Consider the following 26,734-nt stretch of genomic DNA (forward strand, 5'->3'; position numbering starts at 1 on the left):
TACTGAGAGTTTATCCATTGGTATCAGCCAATAATTGAATTGAATACAATGAGAAAGAAGAGAAACCTTATAGAATGGGCCATGCACAACCGGTCTATCGTAATACTGGTTACGTCAGTTTTGGTAGCGTTTGGCGTTTACGCGTTCTATAAAATCAACAAAAATGAGTTCCCCGACTTCACGGTCCGGCAAGGAGTGGCCGTCGCGGTTTATCCTGGCGCATCGGTCGAAGAGATGGAGCAACAGGTCACCAAACCGTTGGAAGATTATATCTTCACATATAAAGAGGTTAAGAAAAGTAAAACCAAATCTTACACACGCAATGGCCTGGCCATCGTACAAGTAGAGTTAAACGACGACGTGGACGGAGACGTCAAGGAAAATTTCTGGAGTCGTTTCAAGCTTGGCGTTCAACAGTTCAAGCGCACTTTGCCCGCTGGAGTAGCCGCCATTATTGTCAAAGACGACTTTGGCGACGCTTCGTCACTTCTCATCACCATGGAGAGCGACGAAAAAACCTATCGTGAGCTCAACACCTACATGGACGACCTGAAATGTCGGTTGCGCGGCATTGAGAGCGTGGGGCGCATCAGTGTCACCGGTGGGCAAAAAGAACAAATTGCCATCCATGTAGATACTCGCAAGCTTTCCCAGTATGGCATTGGCCCCAACATCGTGTCGGCAGCCCTCATATCACAAGGATTCAACACCACGGCAGGCACTCATAAAACCTCTATCTACGAGGCCCCCATCCATGTTGATCGTGCGCTCAACATGGTTAACGACGTGCGGCAAATGGTGGTTTACTCAAGCCCGGACGGCAATGTCGTGCGCGTAAAAGACATCGCCGATGTAAAACGAGAGTACGCCGAGCCGTCAAGCTATGTCACCAATAATGGCAAAAAATGCTTGGTGCTCAGCATCGAGGTTAAAAAGGGACGTTCCATAACCGAAATGGGTCACGCCGTCAAGGCGGAGCTTGAAAAATTTAAGAAAACCTTGCCTGACGAAGTAACGATGTTCACCATCACCGACCAAAGCCAGGTTGTGGGCGATTCGGTTATGAATTTCCTCGCGGAGTTGCTTGTCGCCATTTGCGCCGTGGTGTTAGTTGTTATCGCGCTCATGCCTTTACGCGTGGCATTAGTGGCGGCAAGTACCATCCCCATTACGATATTCATCTCGCTTGGATTGTTCTACGCTTTTGGCATTGAGCTTAACACTGTTACGCTTGCGGCGCTTATCGTTACCCTTGGCATGATTGTAGACAACTCCATTGTCATCATTGACAACTATATGGAATTGATGTCAGAGGGGTACACACGTTGGCAGGCATCCTTGCGGAGCGCCACACACTTCTTCAAGGCCATTCTCTCGGCCACGTTAGCCATCTCCATCACGTTCTTCCCGCTGCTGCTTACCATGACGGGCATGTTCCATGATTTCTTGCTCTTCTTCCCGTGGGGCATCTCAATCGTGCTTTTTGTCTCGCTCTTGGTGGCCGAACTGGTAGTACCTTTCATGCAGTTCTATTTTATCAAAGAACCCATAAAAGACACTAACGATGACGGCAAGCCCAAGTTCTCGTTCCTGAACCTGATGCAGAAGTATTATGACAAAATCATTGCGGTGTGCTTCCGCCATCCAAAAACGATCATTTCCATGGGCGTTGTATCAGTCATTATTGGTGCGTTCCTGTTGACAATATTACCACAAAGGATGATGCCCACCGCCGAACGAAACCAATTTGCGGTGGAAATATACTTGCCTACAGGAACTCCATTGAAGAAGACCTCGCTTATTGCCGACTCACTCGAGCATATCCTGCGCGCCGACGACCGCGTGGTTTCGGTCGCCTCATTCCATGGCTGTGCATCTCCAAGATTTCAAACGGCATACGCCCCACAATTTGGAGGTAAAAACTATGCGCAATTTATCGTCAACACCAAGGGAAACAAAGAGACACTCGGTGTCTTGGAAGATTACCGCATGAAATATACCAATGCTTTCCCGGGCGCATACGTCAGGTTTAAACAACTTAGCTATAGCAGCGAGAGCAACGCCATAGAGGTACGCCTAAGTGGTGAAAACTGGACCGAACTGAAACGTACCGCCGACAGCGTGATGACGAAAATGCGCTCCAACAGCAACTTGATTTTATGCCGTAGTGACGTGAACGAGCCTCTGCTAACCACAAACATCAAACTTGACGAGATGAAGTCACGACGCCTTGGTCTTACCAACGCCATGGTAGAGCTACAGATTGCCGGCAGATACCAAAGCGACGGAATACCCGTCGCGACAGTGTGGGATGGCGACTACGGCATTCCCGTGACATTAAAATCCAACAAGGCCGACCGCGCCACATTGTCCGACATCGCCGACGAACCTGTCGCCGTGGCAGGAGGAATCACCTCAGTGCCACTGAGACAAATAGCCACGGTGTCTAACAAATGGGAGGACGGCCAAATATGTCATCGCAATGGCATACGCACCATCACTTTGATGGCTGACGTAGTCGATGGCGTCAATGTCATCGAGGTAACGTCGGCGCTGCAAAAGGCTATCAAACAAGAAGACTTGCCCAAAGACATATCTGTGGATTGGGGAGGCGAATACGAGGTGGCCAACGAGGCCAATCCGCAGATCATAAAAGGTTTAGCCATTAGCATTGTCATTATTTTCTTCTTGATGCTGGGACATTTCAAACGAATATCCACAGCCATATTATTGCTCGTGTCGCTATCATTGGTACTCTTAGGCACCGCCATGGGCGTACTCATACCGGGAAGTCCTTTCTCGCTGACCTGTTATCTTGGCATCATATCGCTCATGGGTATATTGGTTCGCAACGTCATCATCATGTACGATTATGCCGAGGAACTTAGATTGACATCGCGTCCACAAGAAGAACTGGACGCCAACCCTGCCCTGCCCGCTCATTATACCGCGCGCGAAGCAATCTATCTCAGTGCCCAACGGCGCATGCGCCCCATCTTCCTCACGTCGGCGGCCGCCTCGGTGGGTGTCATACCAATGATACTTAGCGGCTCTGGACTGTGGACACCTATGGGAAACGTTATATTCTATGGCACCATCATCACCATGATACTCATTCTCACGGTCATGCCCGTTGCGTATTGGCTGTTGATGAGGGGCACCGACGAGAAAAGACAAAAAAGTATTGACTTGGAAAACAATTAAAAAGATGAAAAGACATTATATGATAGCGTTGTGCCTTGCCCTGCCACTCATGGGCATGGCGCAGAAGCGACTTTCGCTCGAGGAGGTCAAGAAAATGGCCCTTGAAAACAACATCGGGATACGTTCCGCAAAAAATGCCGTGGCTCAAGCGCGAGAGCGAACGCAAGAGGCTTTCACACTATTCTTCCCCAAAGTGAGTGCTTTTGGCTTGGCGTATCAAGCCAATCGAGGCGTCTTTCAAGAGGATTTCCATGTGAAAGACTACATCACGCCAGCCATCGCCAAACTGATACCGTCACCGGTAGCCAGCGTGTTACCCGAGACATTCTCTTACAGTATGATGGAACATGGATTGATTGGTGGCGTCACGGCCATCCAGCCTGTGTTTGCCGGTGGGCAGATTGTCAACGGCAACAAACTGGCCAAAGTGGGCGAGGACGTCGCGCTGCTGAAAAAAGAGACATCGGCAAACACCGTGGAGCTGACCGCGGAAAAGTACTTTTGGCAAGTGGTGTCACTCAAAGAAAAGCAAAAAACGATAGATGCGGTAATTGACATGCTTAAGAACATAGAGAAAGATGCCGACATGGCCGTGAAAGCTGGCGTGGCCATGCGCAACGACTTGCTCGCGGTGCAACTGAAGCAAAACGAGATGGAGAGTGCGCGCGTCAAGTTAAGCAACGGCCTGAAACTCTCGCAAAGGGTGCTGGCACAGTATATTGGCATGCAAGGACAAACTGTCGATGTCGTCGCGGAGATAGATGTTAAGCGATTGCCCGACTACCAAGAGGATGCCATCGACCCCAACACGGCCATTGCCGCGACACCCGAATACAAACTCTTGCAAAAGAATGTCGAGGCCAAAACCCTACAACGCAAGATGGAAACCGGCAAGCGCATGCCTGCCGTAGGTGTTGGCGCCAACTACAACTACTACGATTTCGGAAGTCATTTATACAACAATTTCGGAATGGTATTTGCCACCGTCACCATACCTATATCAGACTGGTGGGGAGGCTCGCACGCCATCAAACGCAAGAGATTGGCCGAACAAAACGCGCGCGAACAGTTGGAGGACAACGCCCAACTGTTAAAGATACGCATCCAGAAGAATCGTGATGACATGGACGACGCTTACAAGCAGCTGCTATTAGCTCGCAAAGGCATTGAGCAGAGCGAGAAAAACCTACGGCTAAACAACGACTTCTATCACGCCGGAACTTCCACCATCAACACATTGTTAGATGCCCAGCAAAAATATCAGCAATGCAGGGATCGCTATGTTGACGCCTACGCTCAGTTGCAAACAAAAATCTTGGAATACAAACAGAGCGTTGGATGGTAGCGCCGCCACGCTCGCGCTTGACTTTTCCACGTATGAAAAGGGAAGTCTCAAAGATAAGCGGACCTTTGTTTTCATTTTCTTTAATAATCACAAAAGGTCATCAGAGAATATTTCTTATTGTGGTATTCCTTGAAAACAATCTGCCACATGCCATGCTCGCTGGAGCAAAAGTTGAGGGTCTTCGCAGGAAGACCCTTTATTTCAACATGTTCAGTTCCTCGTACAAACGCTGAACAGGTAATCCCATCACGTTAAAATAGCTGCCGTTAATGCCCGTGACACCTATATAGCCTATCCATTCTTGTATGCCATAAGCGCCAGCCTTGTCATAAGGTTTATACCGGGCAATGTAGAAATCTATCTCCGCGTCTGTCAATTTCTTAAAAGTCACCTTCGTTGCCACCGAGAAGACTCGTCGATCTTCTGCCGTGGTGAGACATACTCCGGTTATCACTTGGTGATCTCTTCCGCTCAATTTGTGCAACATGCGTCTTGCGTCATCGGCGTCACAAGGTTTACCGAGCACCTCGTCATCTACCACCACCACCGTATCCGCGGTCAAAAGTATTTCGTCATCACCGACACTATAGGCATCAGCTTTTTCTTTAGCGATGTATTGTGGAATTTCTTGCGCCGACAAATTGTCAGGATAACCCTCGGCAATCCCGCCAATAACCCTTACCTCAAAATCACAACCCAAACCAGCCAGCAATTCACGTCTACGGGGCGAATTGCTCGCAAGCACAATTTTCTTCATTTCTTGCAATATTAAAAACTACCAACCGAAAGCCTTGGCCGAGCTCAACCACAAACCTTGCGCCCGCAACACTTGTTCCAACACGTCTCGCACGCACCCCATTCCGCCTCTTTTTTGAGAGACGTAAAGAGACACCGCCTTTATCTCCGCGCAGGCGTCCATCGGACAACAAGGGCATCCCACGCGTTTCATGACCTCGTAATCGGGTATGTCATCGCCCATATAGATTATCTCATCATCATGCAACCCATACTCCTTTAAAAAACTTTCGTAGGTGTCTATCTTCACCGCGCATTTGGTATAGATATCTTCTATGCCAAGGTAATTGTACCTTTTAAAAATAGAATCAGCATGACCACCTGTCATTATAGCGATGCGCAAGCCCATTTTCGCCGCCAACTGGAGCGCGTATCCATCCTTGATATTGATGGTGCGCGCGGGCATCCCCTCCGCGTCCATACCAATGGTTTCTGCGGAAAGCACGCCGTCCACGTCAAGAATGACCGCTTTTATCTTCCCAAGCTCATAATTAATCATTTGCTTAAATATAATAGATTACAAGGTTGTCCGTCCGCTCAATTCCCATGGGCGGCATGGCCTGTTTTTCTTTTTCGTTGGCAGAGCGATCTCTGCCAGCGACACAAGTTGCCGCGACAATTTTGTCACCGTGGCGCGAGACACCGCCGTCATATCCTGCCCAAGCTCAACCCGCGATTTGATATTTCCAAGGCATGTCTCGCTTTATGTGCAAAGTTAACAAAAAGATTGCGTATAAGCGCTTGAATGTTACAGTTTTTTCTTATCTTTGCCGTATGGCAACCTACCAAACACGGCTATACACCTCTGGTGAGAAGTTGCCCCGGCTAAACAGCCGCAACTTCTTCCACAGTCCTGAGCTTTTTCACATTATTGAGAAGACGCCCGGGCAAAAGCCCTATATGGTCGTGGCCACGAACGCCACAGGTCAAGTCGCGGGGCACGTTTTGGCCATTATCAGGCGGCGAGGTTCTTTAATGCCTCCCATGTTATACACCCAAGGACGCGTCTTTGGAGAAGGAGAATATGCGGACGATGTCGATCAGGAGGAGGTTTTTGGCGTGTTGCTAAGAACGCTCACCCGGAAATTGCGTCGCGAGCTGTGCTTCTACATAGAGTTCAGCCATCTTTCGCGCAAGATGTTTGGTTACCGTTATTTTCGTCAAAACACTTACTTTCCCGTCAGATGGCAAGAAGTGCACAACTCGCTGCACTCAAAAACGCCTATAGAGCGTATCAGCAAGAAAACCTTGGCGCGCGTCAACCACGCGTACGCCATGGGCGTAACCACGCGCGAGGCGGCGAACGTGGACGAGGCGAGACGCCTCCACAAGCTCATACACGATTTCTATCGCTTCAAGCCGCGACGCCTTATCCCGCCTGAAAAGCAGTTTGTCGAATTTTTCAAATCTGACAACGCGCGCCTCTTCGTCACCTTATACAAAGGCAAAATCATTGGTGGATGTGTTTGCGCTTACTCTGAGGGCAATGCGTTCTTGTGGTACCTTGCGTCCAAACGGAAACGCTACGCCTACCTCCATCCCAACACGATGACCATTTGGCAGGCCATCAATCATGCTTGGGAGAATAATTATGCCCATTTCTACTTCCTTGACGTAGGCTTGCCTTATCCCCAAAGCCCGCTTCGCGATTTTATTCTTCGTTTCGGCGGCAAGCCCGTATCCAACTACAGATGGTTCCGTTTTTCCATCAGTTTCATTAACAAGATTATCGCTTGGCGCTATCAAGAATGACGGCGATCCACCACGTGGATTATCTTTTGCCATGAAGCAATAATCGTAAAAAAACGTCGTTATTGTATCATCATGAAGCATCGAACCCTTCTTTTGGCAATATTCATAGCCATGGCCATGTTAGCCACGGCCCAAAGTTTTACCCTTAGAGGACGAGTGAGTGACCCAAACAACAATCCCATTGAGCTTGCCACGGTGTCGTGCCCCACACAAGGCAAGGTTGCCGTGACCTCTCTTAAGGGCGAATTTCGCATGACGCTTCATTCTGCCGACACCGTAATCGTTCGCATTTCAATGTTAGGCTACAAAACGAAAACGAGAACGTTGACAAGGCCGAAAGGCGTGCAAACCCTACAAGTGACACTCTATGAGAATGTAGAGCATATTGGTGAGGTAAATGTTGTCAGGCAGAAAATACAGTCAGGACAAACACAAGATCTTAAAACAGACCAACTAAAAACCACACCATCCACCACAGGCAACGCTGTGGAAGAGCTCATTCAGAGCCAGGCTGGCGTGTCAACCCACTCAGAGTTATCATCGCAATACAATGTCCGAGGCGGCAGTTTTGACGAGAATTTCGTATATATAAATAATGTCGAGGTATTCCGGCCGTTTCTCGTGCGTGGCGGACAGCAAGAGGGGCTGTCCGTCATCAATCCCGACATGGTAGAGCGCATAGGCTTTTCCACCGGTGGCTTTGAGGCCAAATACGGCGACAAAATGTCGTCCGCGCTTGACATCACCTACCGCCGTCCAAAGAAATTCGAGGCCAACGTTATGGCTTCGCTCCTTGGAGGCAATGCCTACATAGGATTTTCGAACAAGAAATTCGCATGGGCACACGGCCTAAGGTACAAGACCACAAAATACCTCTTGGGCTCGTTAGACACCAAGGGCGAGTACAATCCCATTTTTTTTGATTACCAGACCTATCTTAGTTTCAAGCCCAACAAGCGATGGAGCATGGACCTTATCGGCAACATTTCCGCCAATCATTTCAACTTTCAGCCATCAGATCGCGAGACAAAGTTTGGCACATTGAAAAGCGTCCACGCTTTTAAAGTCTATTTTGACGGCAAGGAGAAAGACATTTTCCGCACCTATTTTGGCACGCTCAGCTTAACAAGGCATTTGGGCGATTCCACTTCTGTGTCGCTTTTGGGCTCGGCTTTCTCCACCTCTGAGTCTGAACGCTATGACATTCAAGGACAATATTGGCTCACGGAGACAGGAACATCCGAAAATCTCGGAGTGGGTACGTATTTTGAGCATGCCCGCAACTACCTCAAAGCTCGAGTGGCAAGCATCAAACTCATGCTAAAACACACCACTAAACACCACCGCACGGAGTGGGCGCTGACATATAAGAAAGAGCGTATCGAGGAATTTTCCAATGAGTACGAAATGCGCGATTCGGCTGGATACAGCATACCACATACAGGCAAAGACTTGTACATGATCTACTCCCTGCGCGCGAAAAACAAACTTGACGCCAAGCGCGTAGAGGCTTACGCGCAAGATACATGGCGCTTCAGATCATCAGGTGGACACACTCTTTTCACGTTAAATTATGGGCTTCGCTTTGCCAAATGGAGCTTCAATGGCGAATCCACGCTTTCACCGCGACTATCGTTAGGCATCATTCCTCCCTTTAGCCATAACGTCACGCTACGATTTGCCACGGGGCTATACTACCAAGCACCTTTCTTCAAAGAGCTTCGCGACACATCCACGGTGAACGGCATAACATTAGCCGCCCTCAACAAAAAAATTAAAAGCCAGCGATCCATACACTTCATCGCTGGCATGGATTATCGGTTCACCTTGTTTAACCGCCCTTTCAAACTCACGGCAGAGGCTTATTACAAACTTTTAGGCCATCTCGTACCCTACTCCATCAACAATGTCAAAGTGGTTTACGAAGGCAACAACATGGCCTCGGGCCATGCGGCGGGTGTCGATCTTAAGCTCTTCGGCGAGTTTGTGCCCGGCAGCGACTCGTGGCTGACGCTCTCCTTGATGGACACCAAGATGAAACTAAACGGTATGTCCATTCCCCTTCCCACAGACCAGAGGTATGCTGTCAATCTCTTTTTTACCGATTTCTTCCCTGGAACAAAACGTTGGAAAATGAGCCTTAAATTGGCATTGGCCGATGGCCTGCCTTTCTCCGCGCCACACAGGGCACTTGAGCGCAACACTTTCAGAGCTCCAGCATACAAGCGAGCGGACATAGGTATGAGTTACAAACTGCTTGACCGTCAAAACATCTCACAAAAAAGCATCTTTAGAAACATCTGGTTGGGATTGGACTGCTTAAATTTGTTTGGCATCAACAACGTAAACTCATATTACTGGGTGACCGACGTGGCAAACCAACAATATGCCGTTCCCAACTTCTTGACAGGCAGACAGCTCAATGCCAAAATACTGCTTGAATTCTAAACGGCAGGTTTTTCTGCAAATTTGACATAGCCATTTGGTGACTTTTGTCTATAAATGGAGATTATAAGATCGTATTCTTCATATAGACACCCCTTTCTATCTTGCTGCCCTCTCCCATGTCTGACCACCCACAAAAAAAATACTTTATAAAAGAATATTCTTAACCAACAAAACCTAAACCATGTTGAAAATAACAGACAAAAAGCTACTTGAAACTCGCTCATTTACGACAAAGCCCAACCTTGCCCCCTCAAATTAAAAAACAAAGGGTATTCAATAAATATCTACAAATCAGCCTTTTACCGTTTTGAGAGATTTGTCTTAAATCAGAAAAACATTTTTACCATCGCCTTTAGGCCTTAAACATGTCGTGACCGGTGCTTGCACGGGCTTCGAATAATATCCTTTCATCATGTGTTAAAGGCTTAAAGGCAATGCGATTAGGCCCTATTCGCACAAGCTCCTCACGCCACAAACATTTCAGTTGGATCTTTTTGGAGCAAAAAGAAGTCTTTTTTTACCTAAAAAACCATGTAATATGCACATTGTTTTATGATATTATTTTGACATGAAAGCTCTATATAAAGAGCATTTTCTCGTACAAAAAAAATACCAACAACCATAAAAACGCACGGCAAGCGAGTTGACAATCACAAGGCATGCCAACCATGGGGGCACGCCAACAGCGCCGGCGACTCATGGCGACAGTTAGAAATCGTAAGAAAATCCCAAGGAAACATACTCCTTCAATTGCCAATAACCATACATCCCATGGCGTCCGCGGCCATCGTCAAAGCGCGGGTATACAAACAGCTTGGAAGATACATACCTGTTGAATTGGAACGTGAAAGTGTTCTCCCACTCAAGCTCCGCACGCTTGTAGGTGGTGTATCCATAGAGCCGGGCAAGCCATGTTATATTGTCCGAGAAACGCCATTTCAAATCGACCGTGAACTGCGAACCGAAGTCGTGAAGCGTACGCCTGCCATCCTCAAGGCCATACCGGCCTCCCAAGGCCAAGCGATCTACATATTTTAAGTTGTAAGCCAAGGGCGCCAAGTGCGCGCTTCCGTTAAGTTTTCCTTTAAACCAATTGACCGTGTAGTCCATACCAAAAGACACGTTGACATTCAATGGCGACGCGAAGTCAGACAGCACCTGCCGTTGATTGGACTTGTAGTTTGCCATAAACTGCGTGTTTGCGACGAGTTGCAGGGTATAGTACCAATCCCTGGTAGCCTGAAGGCCTAATTTGCTGGTGTATCGCAACAGATCGTTCGAGGTTCTCAGCTTGTGCAGCGAGTCGCTCTTGGACGTTTGGAAACCAAGCTTTAGCTCCAATTTATTATCCCATTTGAACCGCTGCTTATTATTGTAGTTGGCCTCCAACGTGAGGGCGCTCTCCATCGAATAGTTGCTCTCGCCGCCTTTGTACCAGTTGGACGAAATGTAGTTTTGAAAGAATTGAAGGTAGTAATCGCCCGTCAATGTCCAAAAATTTGGTCTCAACACCACCACGTCCACGGGCAGACGCTCGGGCTCTTTGGCCGAAGGCTGTTGCACCGAGACCGTGGGATCCTTGGTGACAGTGGTTGGAGCCAACGTAGGCCCAATCCTTTCCAACTCGCTTTGGGTGCTTTTTACCATGTCAGGCCGCCGAAGGTAAATACTCAGCAGCTGGGCGTCTATAGGCGAAAGCGACTCGCCAATGACAAAAGCGTGACGCGTGATATTCTTATAAAAAGTCAATGGCAGAAACAAGGAGGCCATGTCCTGCTTGGTTAGGGACGACGCCACCTTTACATCAGGTCTATATAACGAATCGCCAAAAATTTTCAAAGAGTCTTGATAGGCATTCGACATGCCACCGCCCTTAAGCGCATGGCGAGCGTTCTGACAATGAACCTGCGCCCATGAACACACGCACACCATTAAAAAGAATGACACGAAAAAATATTTCAAACGATAATTATTCATCAACCAATGTTTTTTTACCACAAAAAATCAAGACAAATAGCGTCTTGTGATTGCAAAGTTAGCAAATATTGTATGAAATATTGTCTCATTGACGTTTTTTATTTAACCACCCTCATCCATGGCCTATTGTCGTCGCGGCAACCAAATCGAGAAGGCGCGCCGTCACGCGCGCGACAGGGCAAACAAACTCTTCATGCCGAAAAAAAAGGTGACACGACGCGTATCATATTTCGTTTGACACGACTCGCAAAGGTGATTTCTTGATTTTGCCTCCATATCGCATCGTCAAAAATAGATAGCCAAAGTTTCAATTTGTTTTGTTGTTCGTCTCACAAAAATACATTACCTTTGCAACAAATTATCAATAACCAATTTAACGCGTAATATTGTGGCAGAAACAAAATATATATTCGTCACCGGAGGCGTGGTTTCTTCGCTTGGCAAAGGAATTATCTCGTCGTCCATAGGGAAGCTCTTGCAAGCAAGGGGCTATAACATCACCATCCAAAAATTTGACCCATACATCAACATAGACCCCGGCACCCTCAACCCATACGAGCACGGCGAATGCTATGTCACCGTGGACGGCATGGAGACAGACTTGGACTTGGGCCACTACGAGCGTTTTACCGGCATCCAAACCACCAAGGCCAACTCGCTGACCACGGGTAGGATATACAAATCGGTAATAGACAAGGAGCGTCGCGGGGATTATCTCGGCAAAACCATACAAGTGGTGCCGCACATCACGGACGAGATAAAGCGAAACGTGAAAATGCTCGGCAAGAAATGCCATTACGACTTTGTCATCACGGAAATAGGCGGCACCATCGGCGACATTGAGAGCGCGCCATTCATGGAGGCCATCAGGCAATTGAAGTGGGAACTGGGCAAAAACGCCGTAAACCTACACCTCACCTACGTGCCATATCTACACGCAGCCGGGGAGTTGAAAACCAAACCTACCCAACATTCCGTAAAAGAACTGCAAAGCGTGGGCATCCAACCAGACATCTTGGTACTGCGCACGGAAAAACATTTGTCAGACTCTTTGCGCAAGAAAGTGGCCGCTTTCTGCAACGTTGACATAGACAGCATCATCCAAAGCGAGGACATGCCCAGCATCTATGAGGTGCCCATCAACATGCAAAAACAAGGCTTGGACGTGGCTATATTAAAAAAGGTGGGAGAGCCTGTGGGCGAGACGCCAACGCTCGGGCCATGGCGCGAGTTCCTGGAATGCCAGAAAAAAGCCAAAGAAGTGGTAAAAATAGGGCTCGTCGGGAAATATGATTTGCAAGACGCGTACAAGAGCATTCGCGAGGGACTGTCCCAAGCGGGAACCTATAACGACCACAAAACGGTTATCACCTTTATCAATTCGGAATACATCACGGAAGAAAACGTAGCCGAAAAGCTCGCGGGACAAGACGGCATTGTAATTTGCCCAGGATTTGGCCAACGCGGAATTGAGGGAAAAATCATTGCGGCGCGCCACGCGCGCACGCACAACATTCCAACATTCGGCATCTGTTTAGGCATGCAAATGATGGTGATAGAGTTCGCGCGCAACGTTTTAGGGTATTCCGACGCCAACTCGCGCGAATTTGACGAAAAGACACCGCACAATGTGATTGACATTATGGAGGAACAAAAAAACATCACCAACATGGGCGGAACCATGAGATTGGGCGCGTACGAATGTGTGCTAAGGCAAAAATCTCGCGTTTTTAACATCTACAAACAAGAACACATACAAGAACGACATCGCCACCGTTACGAGTTTAACAACGACTATTTACAAGAATACGAGCGCAACGGCATGATGTGCGTGGGACGAAATCCAGAGAGCGACCTCGTCGAAATTGTTGAGATACCCGGACTGAAATGGTATATCGGCACGCAGTTTCACCCGGAATACCAAAGCACCGTGCTAAGGCCTCACCCCCTCTTTGTAGACTTTATCAAAGCGGCAATTGAAAACAAAAAAAACAATTTAACTAAAGATTAAGAGGTTGACGCCTCTCAATTAAATAAAAACGACGCCAAATCAAACATTTTCTTAAAGACTTACGATAGCGCGCGATTTTTTGATTACAGACGATACATTCACCTGTTAGAGACCCACAATAATATCAATGGATAAAAATACAATCATAGGATTTGTTCTTATTGCAGCCATTCTCGTCGGATTTAGTTGGTACTCACAACCCTCCAAAGAGGAACAAAGAGCCAAATTTGTAAAAGACTCTATAGAACAGACGAATAGAGCCAAAGCGGAAAAAGAAACCCAAACTACCGCTTTTAAACGCCGGCAGGCCGCCAAACAGCAAATCTTGCAAGACACCACCGCCTTGTTCCATACGGCGATGACAGGCCAAGCGCAAGATGTGGTGCTGAAAAATGACAAGCTGGAGCTTACATTATCATCAAAAGGAGCTCAAGTGAAAAAAGCTGTCATCAAGAATTACAAAGACAATATCAAGGAAACCAACTGTGTGACACTGTTCCAAGGCGATGACCAAAACCTGAGTTACACACTGGTGGCCAAAGAGGCCAACATCTCAACGGCCGACCTTTATTTCCAACCCTCGGAGATAACCGATACCACCGTCACTTTCACCGCAAAGGCCGCGGAAGGCAAGAGCATATCCCTGCAATACAAATTGGGACGTAATTACTTGCTTAACATGAGTTTCAAGGTCAATGGCATGGCAGGGCTCTTCGCGCCAAACAGCAACACGATGGCCATCAATTGGCAGGACAAGGTGAGACAACAAGAAAAAGGCTTCACCTTTGAAAACCGATACGCCACCCTCACCTATCATGAGACAGAAGGCGGCACAGACTATCTGAACGAGAATAAAGAAAAGAAAGACGAGGAAATTGAGAAAAATATAGACTGGGTAGCCTTTAAAAACCAGTTCTTCTCAGCTGTTATGATAGCGGAAAAGGACTTTGGCGAGAACACGCAAATGACATCCATTCCCCAAAAGAAAGGAAGCGGGTATCTCAAGCAATACGAGGCTAAAATGAAGGCTTTCCTCGACCCAACGGGGAAAAAACCGACAAATTTTGAGTTCTACTATGGCCCCAACGACTTCCGGCTGCTCAAAAACGTAGAAAAGGAGAGCGCCTTTGGCAAAGACCTTCAGATGGAACGCCTTGTGTACTTAGGCTGGCCTTTGTTTCGCATCATCAACAGATGGTTCACCATCTACGTGTTCGATTGGCTTAGCAAATGGTTCCCAATGGGTATCGTGTTGATACTAATCACGCTGCTATTAAAGGCCATCACCTACCCCATGGTGAAAAAAAGCTACATGAGCTCGGCCAAAATGCGTGTGCTCAAACCCAAACTTGACGAGGCCACCAAACAATATGACAAGCCCGAAGACCAAATGCGGAAACAGCAAGCCATGATGGCCGAGTATGCCAAATATGGCGTGTCGCCACTGTCTGGATGCCTACCCATGTTGATACAGATGCCCATTTGGATCGCCATGTTCAATTTTGTGCCCAACGCCATACAACTGCGCGGACAGAGTTTCTTGTGGATGAAAGACCTGTCCACCTACGACCCTGTGTTCCAATGGAATTCCAACTTGTGGCTCATAGGCGATCATCTGTCGCTCACCTGTATACTCTTCTGCGCCGCCCAACTCATCTACAGCTGGTTTACCATGCAAATGCAGAAAGACCAAATGGTCGGACAGCAAGCCGAGCAAATGAAAGTGATGCAATGGATGATGTTCCTCATGCCGCTGATGTTCTTCTTTATATTCAATGATTACTCGTCAGGATTGAACTTCTACTACTTTGTATCGCTCATCCTCTCGGCGGCAATCATGTTTATTTTGCGCAAAACGACCAACGACGAGAAGCTCCTCGCCATACTCGAAGCGCGCTACAAGGACAACCAGAGCAACCCGCAAAAAATGAAAGGCATGATGGCTCGCATGCAAGCGCTTCAACAAATGCAACGACAGCAAATAGAAGCGCAAAGGGAAAAGCGAGACCAACTCAATCGCAAAAAGAAAGGATTGAAATAAAAATCCAAAAGGCATATAGGCTGTTTCCACATGGTAGCGAAAGGGCCTATAGCCTTTTACCTTTATGTATTTACAACATAAACGCCATTCTTGACGAATGATTTTCTTAAGCAATCCTATTAACCATAAACAAATATGAAAAAACTTTTAGCTCTGACATTAGGCATCCTGCTCATGGAGCAGCCGCATGCCAACGCGCAAGACATGATTCAGAAAAACAACATCACCCTCAAAAGCGACCTCATGACGCCCGAGGCACTATGGGCCATGGGGCGCATTGGAGGCGCGCAAGCGTCGCCAGACGGATCGCAAGTGGTTTACCAAGTAAGCTACTACAGCGTCAAGGCAAACAAAAGCCACACCATGCTTTTCGCTCAGTCGGCCAAACCGGGCAAAAACATCATCGCTCCCACACAACTAACGACCGACGCCAAAAACGAAACTGACGCCGCATGGATAGAGAATGGCAAAAAAATAGCTTTTCTACGCGATGGCCAAATATGGAAAATGAACCCCGATGGCACAAATCGCGTGCAGCTCACCAACTCCAAAATTGACATAGAGGGGTTTAAATTCTCGCCTAACGGCCAGCGCGTCATCTTAATCAAGAGTCTGCCATATCACGGAAGCATTCAGCAAAATCCATCCGACTTGCCCAAGGCGAGCGGACGATTGGTCACGGACTTGAACTATCGCCATTGGGATCACTACGTGGAAACCATCGCGCATCCTTTCGTGGCAGATGTCAAAGGCGACAACATCTCTGACGGTGTGGACATCTTGAATGGCGAGCCATACGAGTGCCCCTTGGCTCCCTTTGGCGGCATTGAGCAGTTGGATTGGAGCAAAGACTCCAAGCTCGTGGCCTACACCTGCAGAAAAAAAACCGGCGTAGACTACGCCATATCCACCGACGCAGACATCTACCTCTATAACATAGAGACACGACAAAGCTGGAATATCTGCAAGCCAAAGGATTACAAAGCTCCACACGTGGACCCCACCAAGAGCATGCGAGACCAAACCGTGAACCACCAATCAGGCGACATGAACGTGGGTTACGACGTGAACCCAAAGTTTTCTCCCGATGGCCAGTATATCGCATGGCAAAGCATGGCGCACGACGGCTACGAGAGCGATCGGAACAGACTCTGTGTATATAACTTGAAAACGGGTCAAAAGCAATACGTGACCGAGCGTTTCGACTCAAACGTGGATGATTATTGCTGGCACCCCAACTCCAAAACACTCTACTTCATTGGCGTTTGGCATGGCGTGGAGATGGTTTACCAAACAAATTTGAGTGGGCATGTTAAACAACTAACAGATGGATGGCATGACTACGGCTCTGTGCAAATGTTGGGAAATACCAACCAGCTACTTGTCTCAAGACATTCTTACTTGGCACCAGACGACCTATACGTGCTCACTCCAAGCAAGAAAGAAAAGGCATCCAATGTCATAGCCATTACTGCCGAGAACAAACATATCCTTGACCAGCTTGCCCCCGCGTCCGTGAAACAACGCTGGGTTAAGACCACCGATGGCAAGGAGGAATTGGTTTGGATAGTGTTGCCACCACATTTTGACGCCAACAAAAAATATCCCGCTCTTCTTTTCTGTGAGGGAGGCCCACAAAGCCCCGTGAGCCAGTTCTGGAGTTACCGTTGGAACATGTCTATCATGGCAGCGCATGGCTATGTGGTGGTAGCCCCCAACCGCCGAGGACTTCCCGGCTTTGGCAGCGAATGGAACGAGGCGGTGAGCCGGGATTGGACCGGCCAGTGCATGGACGACTATCTATCGGCCATTGATGACGCGGCCAACAACTTGCCCTATGTGGACAAAAACAGGCTGGGCGCGGTTGGCGCCTCATTCGGAGGCTTCTCTGTTTATTACTTAGCCGGCCACCATGACAAACGTTTCAAATGTTTCATCTCACACGATGGGGCTTTCAACCTTGAGTCCATGTACACAGACACGGAGGAGGCTTGGTTCTCCAATTGGGAATACGACGACGCCTATTGGAACAAAGACCAAACCCAAGCGGCCAAGAAGACCTATGCCAACAGTCCGCATCGCTTTGTTGACAAGTGGGACACGCCCATCCTATGCATACATGGCGAAAAAGACTATCGCATCAACGCCAACCAAGGTTTCGGCGCATTTAACGCAGCTCGCATGCGCGGCATACCCGCCCAACTGCTCATTTTCCCAGACGAGAACCACTGGGTGCTGAAACCTCAAAATGGCGTGCTGTGGCAGCGCACGTTCTTTAACTGGCTGGATCGCTGGCTTAAGAAATAACGCACAAGCCTTAAGAAGCCATCAAGACATTGTGTAGATAATCTGAATTTTAAAAAAATTACATTATAAACATATTATGACAAACCAAGTTCAACACACCCTTAGAGACTCCGCGGCCATTCGATGGGCGGCGCTCCTGCTTTTGGCGCTCGCCATGTTTTGCGCTTATATCTTTGTGGACATATTGTCTCCCATCAAGGATTTGATGCTCACGGAACGCAATTGGGATTCGACAGCCTTTGGGACAATGCAAGGTTCCGAAACATTCTTAAATGTGTTTGTGTTCTTTCTCATCTTCGCAGGCATCATTCTCGACAAGATGGGCGTGCGCTTTACGGCCGTGCTATCGGGTAGCGTGATGCTCATAGGAGCGCTTATCAAATACTATGCCATTAGCGAAAGCTTCATGGGTAGCGGTCTTGAGGCATGGTTCACTAACAATCTAAACCACATTCCTGTATTCGAGCAGCTTGGCGTGTCTCCTTTTTATGAGGGCATGCCAGCCTCCGCGAAAGTAGCCGCATGTGGTTTCATGATTTTTGGCTGTGGCACAGAGATGGCCGGCATCACCGTTTCGCGTGGTATCGTGAAATGGTTCAAGGGACGAGAGATGGCGTTGGCCATGGGATCTGAGATGGCATTGGCACGCCTTGGTGTAGCCACCTGTATGATTTTCTCACCCTTCTTTGCCAAATTTGGTGATAAAGTGAACGTATCTCGATCCGTGGCATTTGGCGTTGTCTTGCTCTGTATTGCCTTGATAATGTTTGTCGTGTATTTCTTCATGGACAGAAAACTTGACGAACAAACCGGCGAGGCCGAAGAAAAAGACGACCCATTCAAAATCAGCGACCTTGGACAAATACTCACCAGCACAGGCTTTTGGCTCGTGTCTATGCTCTGCGTGCTATATTACTCCGCCATTTTCCCATTCCAAAAATACGCGGTTAACATGTTGCAATGCAACCTTACGTTCACGGAGGTTCCCTCCAATTCGTTCTGGGCGTCATCGTCTGTCACTTTTGTGCAGTATGTCATAATGCTCATTGTGGCGATCACGGCATTCATGTTCAACTTCATGAAAAATAAGAGCATAAAATACTTGGTGCTTTGTCTATCAGTCATTTCGCTGGTTATATATTGCTACATGGGCTACATGCGCCAGTCGGCAGAATCCATTTTCGCCGTGTTCCCTTTGCTCGCCGTTGGCATAACGCCCATTCTGGGCAGCTATGTGGACCATAAGGGCAAAGCAGCCTCCATGCTCGTGCTCGGCTCCGTGCTGCTCATCGCGTGCCACCTAACGTTCGCCTTCATATTGCCGGAATTCAAAGGAAACCAAGTGGGCGGTGTCATCATAGCCTATCTTACCATTCTCGTGCTTGGAGCGTCGTTCTCGTTGGTGCCCGCCTCACTGTGGCCCAGCGTGCCAAAACTTGTGGACGCAAAGATTATCGGCTCCGCATACGCGCTGATTTTCTGGATACAAAACATAGGTTTATGGCTTTTCCCACTTCTGATAGGCAAGGTGCTTGACAAAACCAACCCCGGTGTCAAAGACGCCACCCAACTTGATTACACCGCTCCGCTTGTCATGTTGGCCGGCCTTGGAGTGGCGGCCCTCATTATTGGCCTTATACTTAAGGCCGTAGACAAGAAGAAAGGGTTAGGACTCGAGAAACCCAATATCCAAGCCTAATATCACGAAAGACTATGTCGCCAACACAAACATGTCGAAACACACATTGGCGACATGGTCTTTTTCTACCATCACAAGGACACCGCTAAAACCGTATCGCGTGATAGATACATTGACTATCATGACATGAACAAGACAAGAACGGCTACTCCAACCCTGCCATCAGCATCCAAAGCCAAGCGATGGCTTGCGCTTTTTCTCGTGGCTACCGTGATGATGGCAGGCTATGTGTTTTGGGATATTATCTCTCCCATCTCCACTTCCTTACGATTGCCGGCCTCTGAAGGAGGCATGGGTTGGTCGCAAGCTGAATATGGATTTTACGCAGGCAGCTACTCCTTTTTCAACGTGTTTCTGTTCATGCTTTTCATAGGTGGCGTAATCCTTGACAAGTGTGGCGTAATATTTACAGGCTTACTTGCCACGGGCGCTATGTTTTTAGGCGCCACCATCAACTATTACGCTATCAGCCATGTCTCTCCGGACATTACCGTGCGTGCCACTTTCACTTTGTTCGGTCTTGTCCCTGAGCAAATTAAGTTGCAAGTCATTGTTGCCTCCATTGGTTTCGCGCTCTTCGGCGTGGGGTGCGACATCACCGGCATCACGGTTTCGAAAATCATAACCCAATGGTTCACAGGTTATGAGTTGGCCTCCGCCATGGGCATACAGATGGCAATGGCACGCCTTGGCACAGCGTCGGCATTAAGCTTCAGTCCAATGATAGCCCAAGCATGGGGCCTGTCCGTGCCCATCCTTGTCGGGGCCATCATCCTCGCCATCGCACTGGCACTATTCATCGCCTACTGTTTCATGCACAGAGACCTGAACCGCAAGCTCTCCGCTTTCCGTCACAAAAAAGCTGACGGCCTCCAAAATCTTGACGACGGGTTTCACCTGCGAGACATTTCTCAAGTGCTGCGAAACCCGGGGTTTTGGCTTATCGCATTGGTGTGCGTGTTCTTTTACGGCTCTTTGCGCCCATTCATGAAATTTGCCACCGACCTGATGGTCAACAAATATGGTGTCACTGAGACCACCGCGGGCTGGATCGTGGCTGTGATCCCTTATGGAACCATTGTTCTCACTCCCCTTTTTGGCGCCTTGTATGACCGTTGGGGCAAGGGCATTACGCTCATATTTGTGGGCTGCTCCATACTTATGGTATGCCATTTAGCACTCGCCCTGCCCATGATTCACGACACGCGGCTCGCCATTGTCGCCATGATTCTCATCGGCATATCTTTCTCGCTCGTGCCAAGCGCGCTATGGCCAAGCGTCCCCAAGATCGTGCCCATCAAATATCTCGGGTCAGCCTACTCCATCATCTATTATATTCAAAACATCGGGCTTGCGCTGGTCCCAATGCTCATTGGCAAGGTGAATGACGCGGATTCATCTTATACCACCGGTTTAGTAATCTTTTGCGCATTTGGGTCGGCGACCATCTTGGCAACCGTCATATTGTACGCCGTGGATCGCAAGTACAATTATGGGTTGCAACGGGCGAATATCATCTCCTCCAAATAATGCATGGTGTATAATGATGCACAGGCATACCTTACCAACTGCTTTTGCGCGCTATAGCCGCAACCTACCGCGCAGAGCTATAAAAATGACATTCTATACAAGGCTGGGGATGCCGCTTTAATGGGGCAGGATCTATAATGTCACCAAAAACAGGAGACACCATATGGCAAACCGCATATACGGCGGCATGAGACGCAGGGGTAGTCAGGGACATTGCGCAAATTCATAGCAGACTGTTTGGCAACATGATACATTGTTTGTACCTTTACATGGGGGATTTCCGCTAATTCCCTAATTAAATATTTAAAATAAATTCGTTACAAACGTAAAACTACATGTTATATTTGATTGCGTAGCTTCGCATGCGAAACTTGACGCTCGGACCATGATTACAAGTTGGGCTTATAAGATCATTTCCTCTACTCTTCACATTACAAGTCTATGCCAATTTTAATTGAATAAAATCAAAATGACAGAAAAAAGAAATAAGTTTAGTTTTTAAATCGTGCCGGGATGGAAAATAAGGTAAAAAAAACTTATTTTTGAACGTTCTCTCTTAGCTTTTTGTTATCTTTGCAAGCAATTATTGCAATAAGACCAATTATATTAAATCATCAATGAAACAGTACAGATTAGTGGACAATGTGCTGGGTTGGCTCGCGTTCTTGATAGCTGCCACGGTGTATTGCTGCACCATTGAACCAACAGCCTCGTTTTGGGATTGTCCAGAGTTTATCACAACGGGTTACAAATTGGAAGTGGGACACCCGCCGGGGGCACCATTCTTTATGCTAACGGCTAACCTCTTCAGCCAGTTTGTCAGTGATCCAAGCCAAGTGGCTCGTATGGTCAACACCATGAGCGCGCTACTCTCCGCTACCACCATCATGTTCTTGTTTTGGACTATCACCCATCTCACACGCAAGCTTATCGTGAAAGATTGGGACAGCCTTTCAACGAGCAAGCTCATCGCGATTGAGGCAAGTGGCTTGGTCGGAGCGCTCATTTATACTTTTTCAGACACATTTTGGTTTTCTGCCGTAGAGGGTGAGGTCTACGCCTACTCGTCAGCTTTCACAGCCATCGTGTTTTGGCTCATCCTAAAATGGGAAGACCATGCCGACGAGCCGCATGCTGACCACTGGTTGGTGCTGATTTTCTACATGATAGGCTTGAGCATTGGCGTGCATTTGCTGAACTTGCTTTGTATTCCCGCCATTGTACTTGTTTACTGCTATCGTCGTTTCCCGAATGTGGAAACCAAAGGGTCGCTCATAGCCCTGCTTATCTCGTTTGCCATCGTTGCCGCCGTGCTCTATGGCGTGGTGCCTGGCATCGTGACCGTTGGCGGATGGTTTGAGCTGTTCTTTGTCAACACGCTTGGGCTGCCGTTTAACACAGGTTTGGTGATTTATATAGTTCTACTCGTCTCAGCAGTGTTATGGGGTATATACGAGAGCTATATAGGGAAAAGCAAGCAAAGGGAAAACGTTTCTTTTCTTGTGGCTTTCGCATTGATTGGCATACCATTTTATGGTTATGGCTGGAGCGCACTGGTGATTGGCGTATTTGTATTAGCTCTCGTGGCTTTCTTGCTCAAATATAAGAAACGATCGGATGGCAAGATGGTTTACGTCGTGACTTCTCGTTTCAAGAATACAGCTTTGTTGTGCGCGCTGATGCTCTTGATAGGCTGTTCAAGTTACGCCTTGATAGTGATACGTTCGTCAGCCAACCCACCCATGGACCAAAACTCTCCGGAGGACATATTTACCTTAGGTAGCTACCTAAGCCGAGACCAGTATGGCAACAAGCCGCTCTTGTATGGGCAAGCTTATACCTCACAGGTGGCCCTTGAGCAAGAGGGCAACCTCTGCAAACCGAAGCAGAGTGAAGGCGCGCCTATCTACAGCCGCAAGGAAAAAGCCTCCAAGGATGAGAAAGATTCTTATTTTGTGGTGTCGCACAAGAACAATTACATTTTTGCGCAAAACATGCTGTTTCCACGCATGTATGACGCTGACCACGCACAAGACTACGAGTCGTGGATGGGTGGAGTGGAAGGCACGCAAGTGCCGTATGACCGTTGCGGTGAAGCCATGATGGTGAAAATGCCCACCCAGCTTGAGAACTTAAGATTCTTCTTGTCTTATCAGTGTAACTTCATGTACTGGAGATATTTCATGTGGAATTTTGCCGGAAGGCAAAACGACATACAAGGTCATGGAGAGCCAGAGCATGGCAATTGGATTACCGGCATTCCATTCATAGACAACATGCGACTGGGCGATCAAAGCAAACTGCCCGACGCTCTGAAGGAGAACAAGGGGCACAACGTGTTCTACTGCCTGCCACTCCTGCTTGGCTTGGTAGGGTTGTTCTGGCAGTCGTTCCGCGGTCGTCGCGGCATCAGGCAGTTCTGGGTAGTGTTCTTCTTGTTCTTTATGACAGGACTTGCCATCGTGTTCTACTTGAACCAAACACCCGTGCAACCGCGCGAGCGCGACTATGCCTATGCTGGCTCATTCTATGCGTTTGCCATCTGGTGTGGCATGGGCGTAGCTGCCATCATAGACCTGCTGAAGAAATATTTGCACGCGGATGGCGTGGTGGTGGCAGCAGTGGCGGCAGTGGCATGCTTGCTCGTGCCCATCCAAATGGCCTCGCAGACATGGGATGACCACGACAGGTCCAATCGTTACACATGTCGAGACTTCGGGCGAAACTATCTCATGACGCTACAAGACGAAGGCAATCCTATTCTATTTACCAATGGCGACAACGACACGTTCCCATTGTGGTACAACCAAGATGTGGAGGGCGTACGCACTGACGCGCGTGTATGCAACTTGAGCTACATTCAAACAGACTGGTATATTGACCAAATGAAGCGACCGGCTTACAAATCTCCGTCGCTACCTATCACATGGCCTCGACTTGATTATTGCTCGGGAACGAACGAGTACGTGGAAGTGGTACCAGACATGAAACAGAGTATCCTTGAGTTGTACAAGCAAGATGCGGCGACCGCCAAGAAACTGTTTGGTGACAACCCATTTGAAGTGAGCAACGTGATGAACAAATGGGTTAGAGGCAACATCACGCCAGAGCAAGCCACTATTCTCGCACAAGTTTTTAACGTTCCGAAGGCCAAAGTCAAGGAAGCCATGCACATGATTCCTACCGACACCCTCTATGTCTCCATCGACAAAAACGCCGTGAAAAGAAGTGGCATGATGATGGCAAGCGATAGCATACCTGACAAGATGGTAATATCGCTGAAAGGCAAGAACGCCCTTTACAAAGGCGAGCTGATGATGCTGGAGATCATAGCCAACTGTAATTGGACACGACCGGTGTATGTGGCCATGACGGTAGGTGAAAACAACTACATGAATTTAGGTGACAACTTCGTTCAAGAGGGATTAGCCAACCGCATAACACCATTCCTCACCAACAAGAATGGCGTCAAGAATTTTGATACGGAGAAGACTTATAACAACTTGATGAATAGATACCGCTATGGTGGATTAAAAACCAAGGGGCTGTATTTGGACGACAATATCATGCGCATGTGCAACACCCACCGTCGACTCTTTGGCATGCTCGCATTGCACTTGATAGCCGAAAACAAAAAAGGCAAAGCTCTCAAGGTGTTGCAAAAAGCCGAAAAGGAAATCCCCGCATATAACGTACCGCTCAACTATATGAGCGGCGGAGCTGACATAGCCAAAGCATACGCACTGTTAGGGCAGAAACGAAAAGCATTGGATGCAATCAACGCCGCATGGAAAGAAGCTTGCCAATACGAGACATACTATCTGAGCTTGGATGGCACGAATTTCGCTATGTCACAGCAAGACTGCATGATACAACTTAGCATTATGTCGCAATTGTCTGAAATCACCAAGATGGTGGACAAAAATTTGGCGGCCAAACAAAAGACACAAGTGAACAATTACTACCGTGTCTATATAGGAAAAGGAGGTCAAGCTGGAGAGTAAAATCTATAAAGGCGAAAGTTCCAAGTAGGAACTTTTGCCTTTCATTCTTTCAAACTGACGCATGTTTAACAGGAATAGATTTATAGAACAACCTGCCAAATGGTTGCGTTGGTTATATCCCAACGCTTTGTGGCGAATGGACCCCAACGACCAATCGGTGTACCTTACGTTTGACGATGGCCCGGTCCCGTCCTCCACTCCATTTATTTTGAAGACGCTGCGAGAGTATAACGCCAAAGCAACATTTTTCATGGTGGGCGAGAACGTACTTCGATATCATGATCTCTACAATCAAATCGTGAAAGAGGGGCATCAGGTTGGCAATCACACCTTTAACCACATGGGCGCGTTCAAGCATTGGACTATATCGTATGCCATGAATACGGCAAGAGCCAACGAGCTGATAAAAAGTCACCTGTTTAGACCACCACATGGGTGGATGCGCCCATCTGAATATTGGTGGCTCCAGCGTAAATACAAGATAGTGATGTGGGATCTCGTGACTCGCGACTACTCCAAATGGCTCACGGCCGATGACGTGCTGAGAAACGTCAAAAAATACGCACGCAATGGATCTATCATCACATTTCACGACTCAGTGAAAAGTATTGACAAACTGCGCGACGCACTGCCCGCGGCACTGAAATGGCTAAGGGAACAAGGCTATGAGTTCAAAACTTTCGAGTGACATCAAGGGCGAGGCCAAGCGTTTAGGTTTTTCGGCTTGTGGCATAGCCAAAGCCGAGAGAGTGAACAAGGAAGAGGAGAGACGTCTGCGCAGATGGCTCAGAGACGGCATGAACGCAGACATGACATGGATGGGCAACTATTTGGAGAAACGTATAAACCCATGCTTATTGATGGATGGCGTGAGGTCGATCATATCGGTAGCGATAAACTACGCGCCCGCAAAGACCCTACCCAAGGGAGAGCCACAGATAGCAGCCTACGCACTCGGACAAGACTATCATGACGTGGTGAAACGCAGGCTACACAAGTTGGCCACCTATATTTACGGACCAGAAAATGTCCGAACCGCCAACTATCGGGCATTCGTGGACAGTGGGCCAGTACTTGAGCGATATTGGGCGCAACGAGCCGGAATAGGCTTTGTGGGCAAAAACCGACAACTTATCATTCCGAAAGCTGGCAGCATGTTCTTTCTTGGCGAGCTGTTTGTAGACTTTGAGACCGACTATGACGAGCCTATGGATAATAAGTGTGGCTCATGTACATCTTGCATAGACCACTGCCCCACACACGCATTGAGCATGGAACATGATTTCGACGCAAAGCTTTGCCTGTCTTACCAGACCATTGAAAACCGAAAGGAACTGAGCGAAACAGCCAAGAAAAATATGGGAAACGTGATATATGGCTGCGACAAATGCCAACAATGGTGCCCATGGAACAGATATGCCACACCTAACAATATACCTGAGTTTCAACCCAAAGAAGAGCTTCTGAGCATGACATCTGAAAAATGGCGCAGCCTGTCAATAGACGATTACCGGAGATTGTTCAAAGGTTCTGCCGTGAAAAGAGGGAAATATGATGGACTGATGCGAAACATTAGAAACTTTTTTAATAATTATAAATAATATTCTAACAAACCCTTAAA

At 47.9% G+C, this 26,734-nt stretch carries 15 protein-coding genes; 12 read left to right on the forward strand and 3 right to left on the reverse strand.

The genetic code is table 11. The annotated features are described in order from the left end of the window. Positions 1 to 48: 48 nt before the first annotated feature. Both HMPREF1640_RS08225 and HMPREF1640_RS08230 read left to right on the forward strand, forming a co-directional pair. The gene (locus HMPREF1640_RS08225) at positions 49 to 3,204 is read left to right on the forward strand and encodes an efflux RND transporter permease subunit (RefSeq protein WP_036893835.1); all 3,156 of its coding nucleotides are present in this window, start codon (positions 49 to 51) and stop codon (positions 3,202 to 3,204) included. 4 nt (positions 3,205 to 3,208) lie between these two features. Next, a complete protein-coding gene (locus tag HMPREF1640_RS08230) occupies positions 3,209 to 4,549 on the forward strand; it encodes a TolC family protein (RefSeq protein ID WP_036893836.1) in 1,341 nt (446 codons plus the stop codon). 196 nt (positions 4,550 to 4,745) lie between these two features. Here HMPREF1640_RS08230 and HMPREF1640_RS08235 read toward each other — a convergent pair whose 3' ends face one another. Both HMPREF1640_RS08235 and HMPREF1640_RS08240 read right to left on the reverse strand, forming a co-directional pair. Beyond that, positions 4,746 to 5,306: a Maf family nucleotide pyrophosphatase gene (locus HMPREF1640_RS08235; RefSeq protein WP_036893837.1), complete on the reverse strand. Its 561-nt coding sequence runs from the start codon at positions 5,304 to 5,306 to the stop codon at positions 4,746 to 4,748. An 18-nt stretch (positions 5,307 to 5,324) separates the two neighbouring features. Beyond that, complete coding sequence (locus tag HMPREF1640_RS08240) at positions 5,325 to 5,843, reverse strand: HAD family hydrolase (protein ID WP_036893838.1); 519 nt, start codon at positions 5,841 to 5,843, stop codon at positions 5,325 to 5,327. Positions 5,844 to 6,118: 275 nt separating this feature from the next. Here HMPREF1640_RS08240 and HMPREF1640_RS08245 point away from each other — a divergent pair, with 275 nt between their 5' ends. Further along, complete coding sequence (locus tag HMPREF1640_RS08245; RefSeq protein WP_036893840.1) at positions 6,119 to 7,096, forward strand: GNAT family N-acetyltransferase; 978 nt, start codon at positions 6,119 to 6,121, stop codon at positions 7,094 to 7,096. Positions 7,097 to 7,168: 72 nt separating this feature from the next. Next, a complete protein-coding gene (locus HMPREF1640_RS08250) occupies positions 7,169 to 9,544 on the forward strand; it encodes a TonB-dependent receptor (RefSeq protein WP_036893842.1) in 2,376 nt (791 codons plus the stop codon). A gap of 708 nt (positions 9,545 to 10,252) precedes the next feature. Here the strand turns inward: HMPREF1640_RS08250 and HMPREF1640_RS08260 are convergent. Continuing rightward, on the reverse strand, positions 10,253 to 11,521 hold the full coding sequence (locus HMPREF1640_RS08260; protein WP_081935320.1) for a DUF3078 domain-containing protein: 1,269 nt from the start codon (positions 11,519 to 11,521) through the stop codon (positions 10,253 to 10,255). Between the two features lie 388 nt (positions 11,522 to 11,909). Between HMPREF1640_RS08260 and HMPREF1640_RS08265 the strand changes: the two genes are divergently transcribed. The 8 genes from HMPREF1640_RS08265 to queG all read left to right on the forward strand — a co-directional run bounded on the left by HMPREF1640_RS08265 (position 11,910) and on the right by queG (position 26,714). Next, the gene (locus tag HMPREF1640_RS08265) at positions 11,910 to 13,532 is read left to right on the forward strand and encodes a CTP synthase (RefSeq protein WP_036893844.1); all 1,623 of its coding nucleotides are present in this window, start codon (positions 11,910 to 11,912) and stop codon (positions 13,530 to 13,532) included. 127 nt (positions 13,533 to 13,659) lie between these two features. After that, the gene (gene yidC, locus HMPREF1640_RS08270) at positions 13,660 to 15,573 is read left to right on the forward strand and encodes a membrane protein insertase YidC (protein ID WP_036893845.1); all 1,914 of its coding nucleotides are present in this window, start codon (positions 13,660 to 13,662) and stop codon (positions 15,571 to 15,573) included. Positions 15,574 to 15,708: 135 nt separating this feature from the next. Then, a complete protein-coding gene (locus HMPREF1640_RS08275; RefSeq protein WP_036893846.1) occupies positions 15,709 to 17,880 on the forward strand; it encodes a S9 family peptidase in 2,172 nt (723 codons plus the stop codon). 76 nt (positions 17,881 to 17,956) lie between these two features. Beyond that, positions 17,957 to 19,579 (forward strand): MFS transporter, encoded by a 1,623-nt coding sequence (locus HMPREF1640_RS08280; RefSeq protein WP_036893847.1) that lies wholly within the window; start codon positions 17,957 to 17,959, stop codon positions 19,577 to 19,579. 126 nt (positions 19,580 to 19,705) lie between these two features. Then, positions 19,706 to 21,109 (forward strand): MFS transporter, encoded by a 1,404-nt coding sequence (locus tag HMPREF1640_RS08285; RefSeq protein ID WP_052051772.1) that lies wholly within the window; start codon positions 19,706 to 19,708, stop codon positions 21,107 to 21,109. Between the two features lie 617 nt (positions 21,110 to 21,726). Next, a complete protein-coding gene (locus tag HMPREF1640_RS08290) occupies positions 21,727 to 25,113 on the forward strand; it encodes a DUF2723 domain-containing protein (protein ID WP_036893848.1) in 3,387 nt (1,128 codons plus the stop codon). 61 nt (positions 25,114 to 25,174) lie between these two features. Beyond that, positions 25,175 to 25,801 (forward strand): polysaccharide deacetylase family protein, encoded by a 627-nt coding sequence (locus tag HMPREF1640_RS08295; protein ID WP_036893850.1) that lies wholly within the window; start codon positions 25,175 to 25,177, stop codon positions 25,799 to 25,801. Continuing rightward, positions 25,779 to 26,714, forward strand: a complete 936-nt coding sequence (queG, locus tag HMPREF1640_RS08300; RefSeq protein WP_036893851.1) for a tRNA epoxyqueuosine(34) reductase QueG — start codon at positions 25,779 to 25,781, stop codon at positions 26,712 to 26,714. The genes HMPREF1640_RS08295 and queG overlap by 23 nt, the downstream gene beginning before the upstream one ends. The last annotated feature ends 20 nt before the right edge of the window (positions 26,715 to 26,734 follow it).

This window comes from Prevotella sp. S7-1-8, from assembly GCF_000758925.1.
Taxonomy (GTDB): Bacteria; Bacteroidota; Bacteroidia; order Bacteroidales; family Bacteroidaceae; genus Prevotella.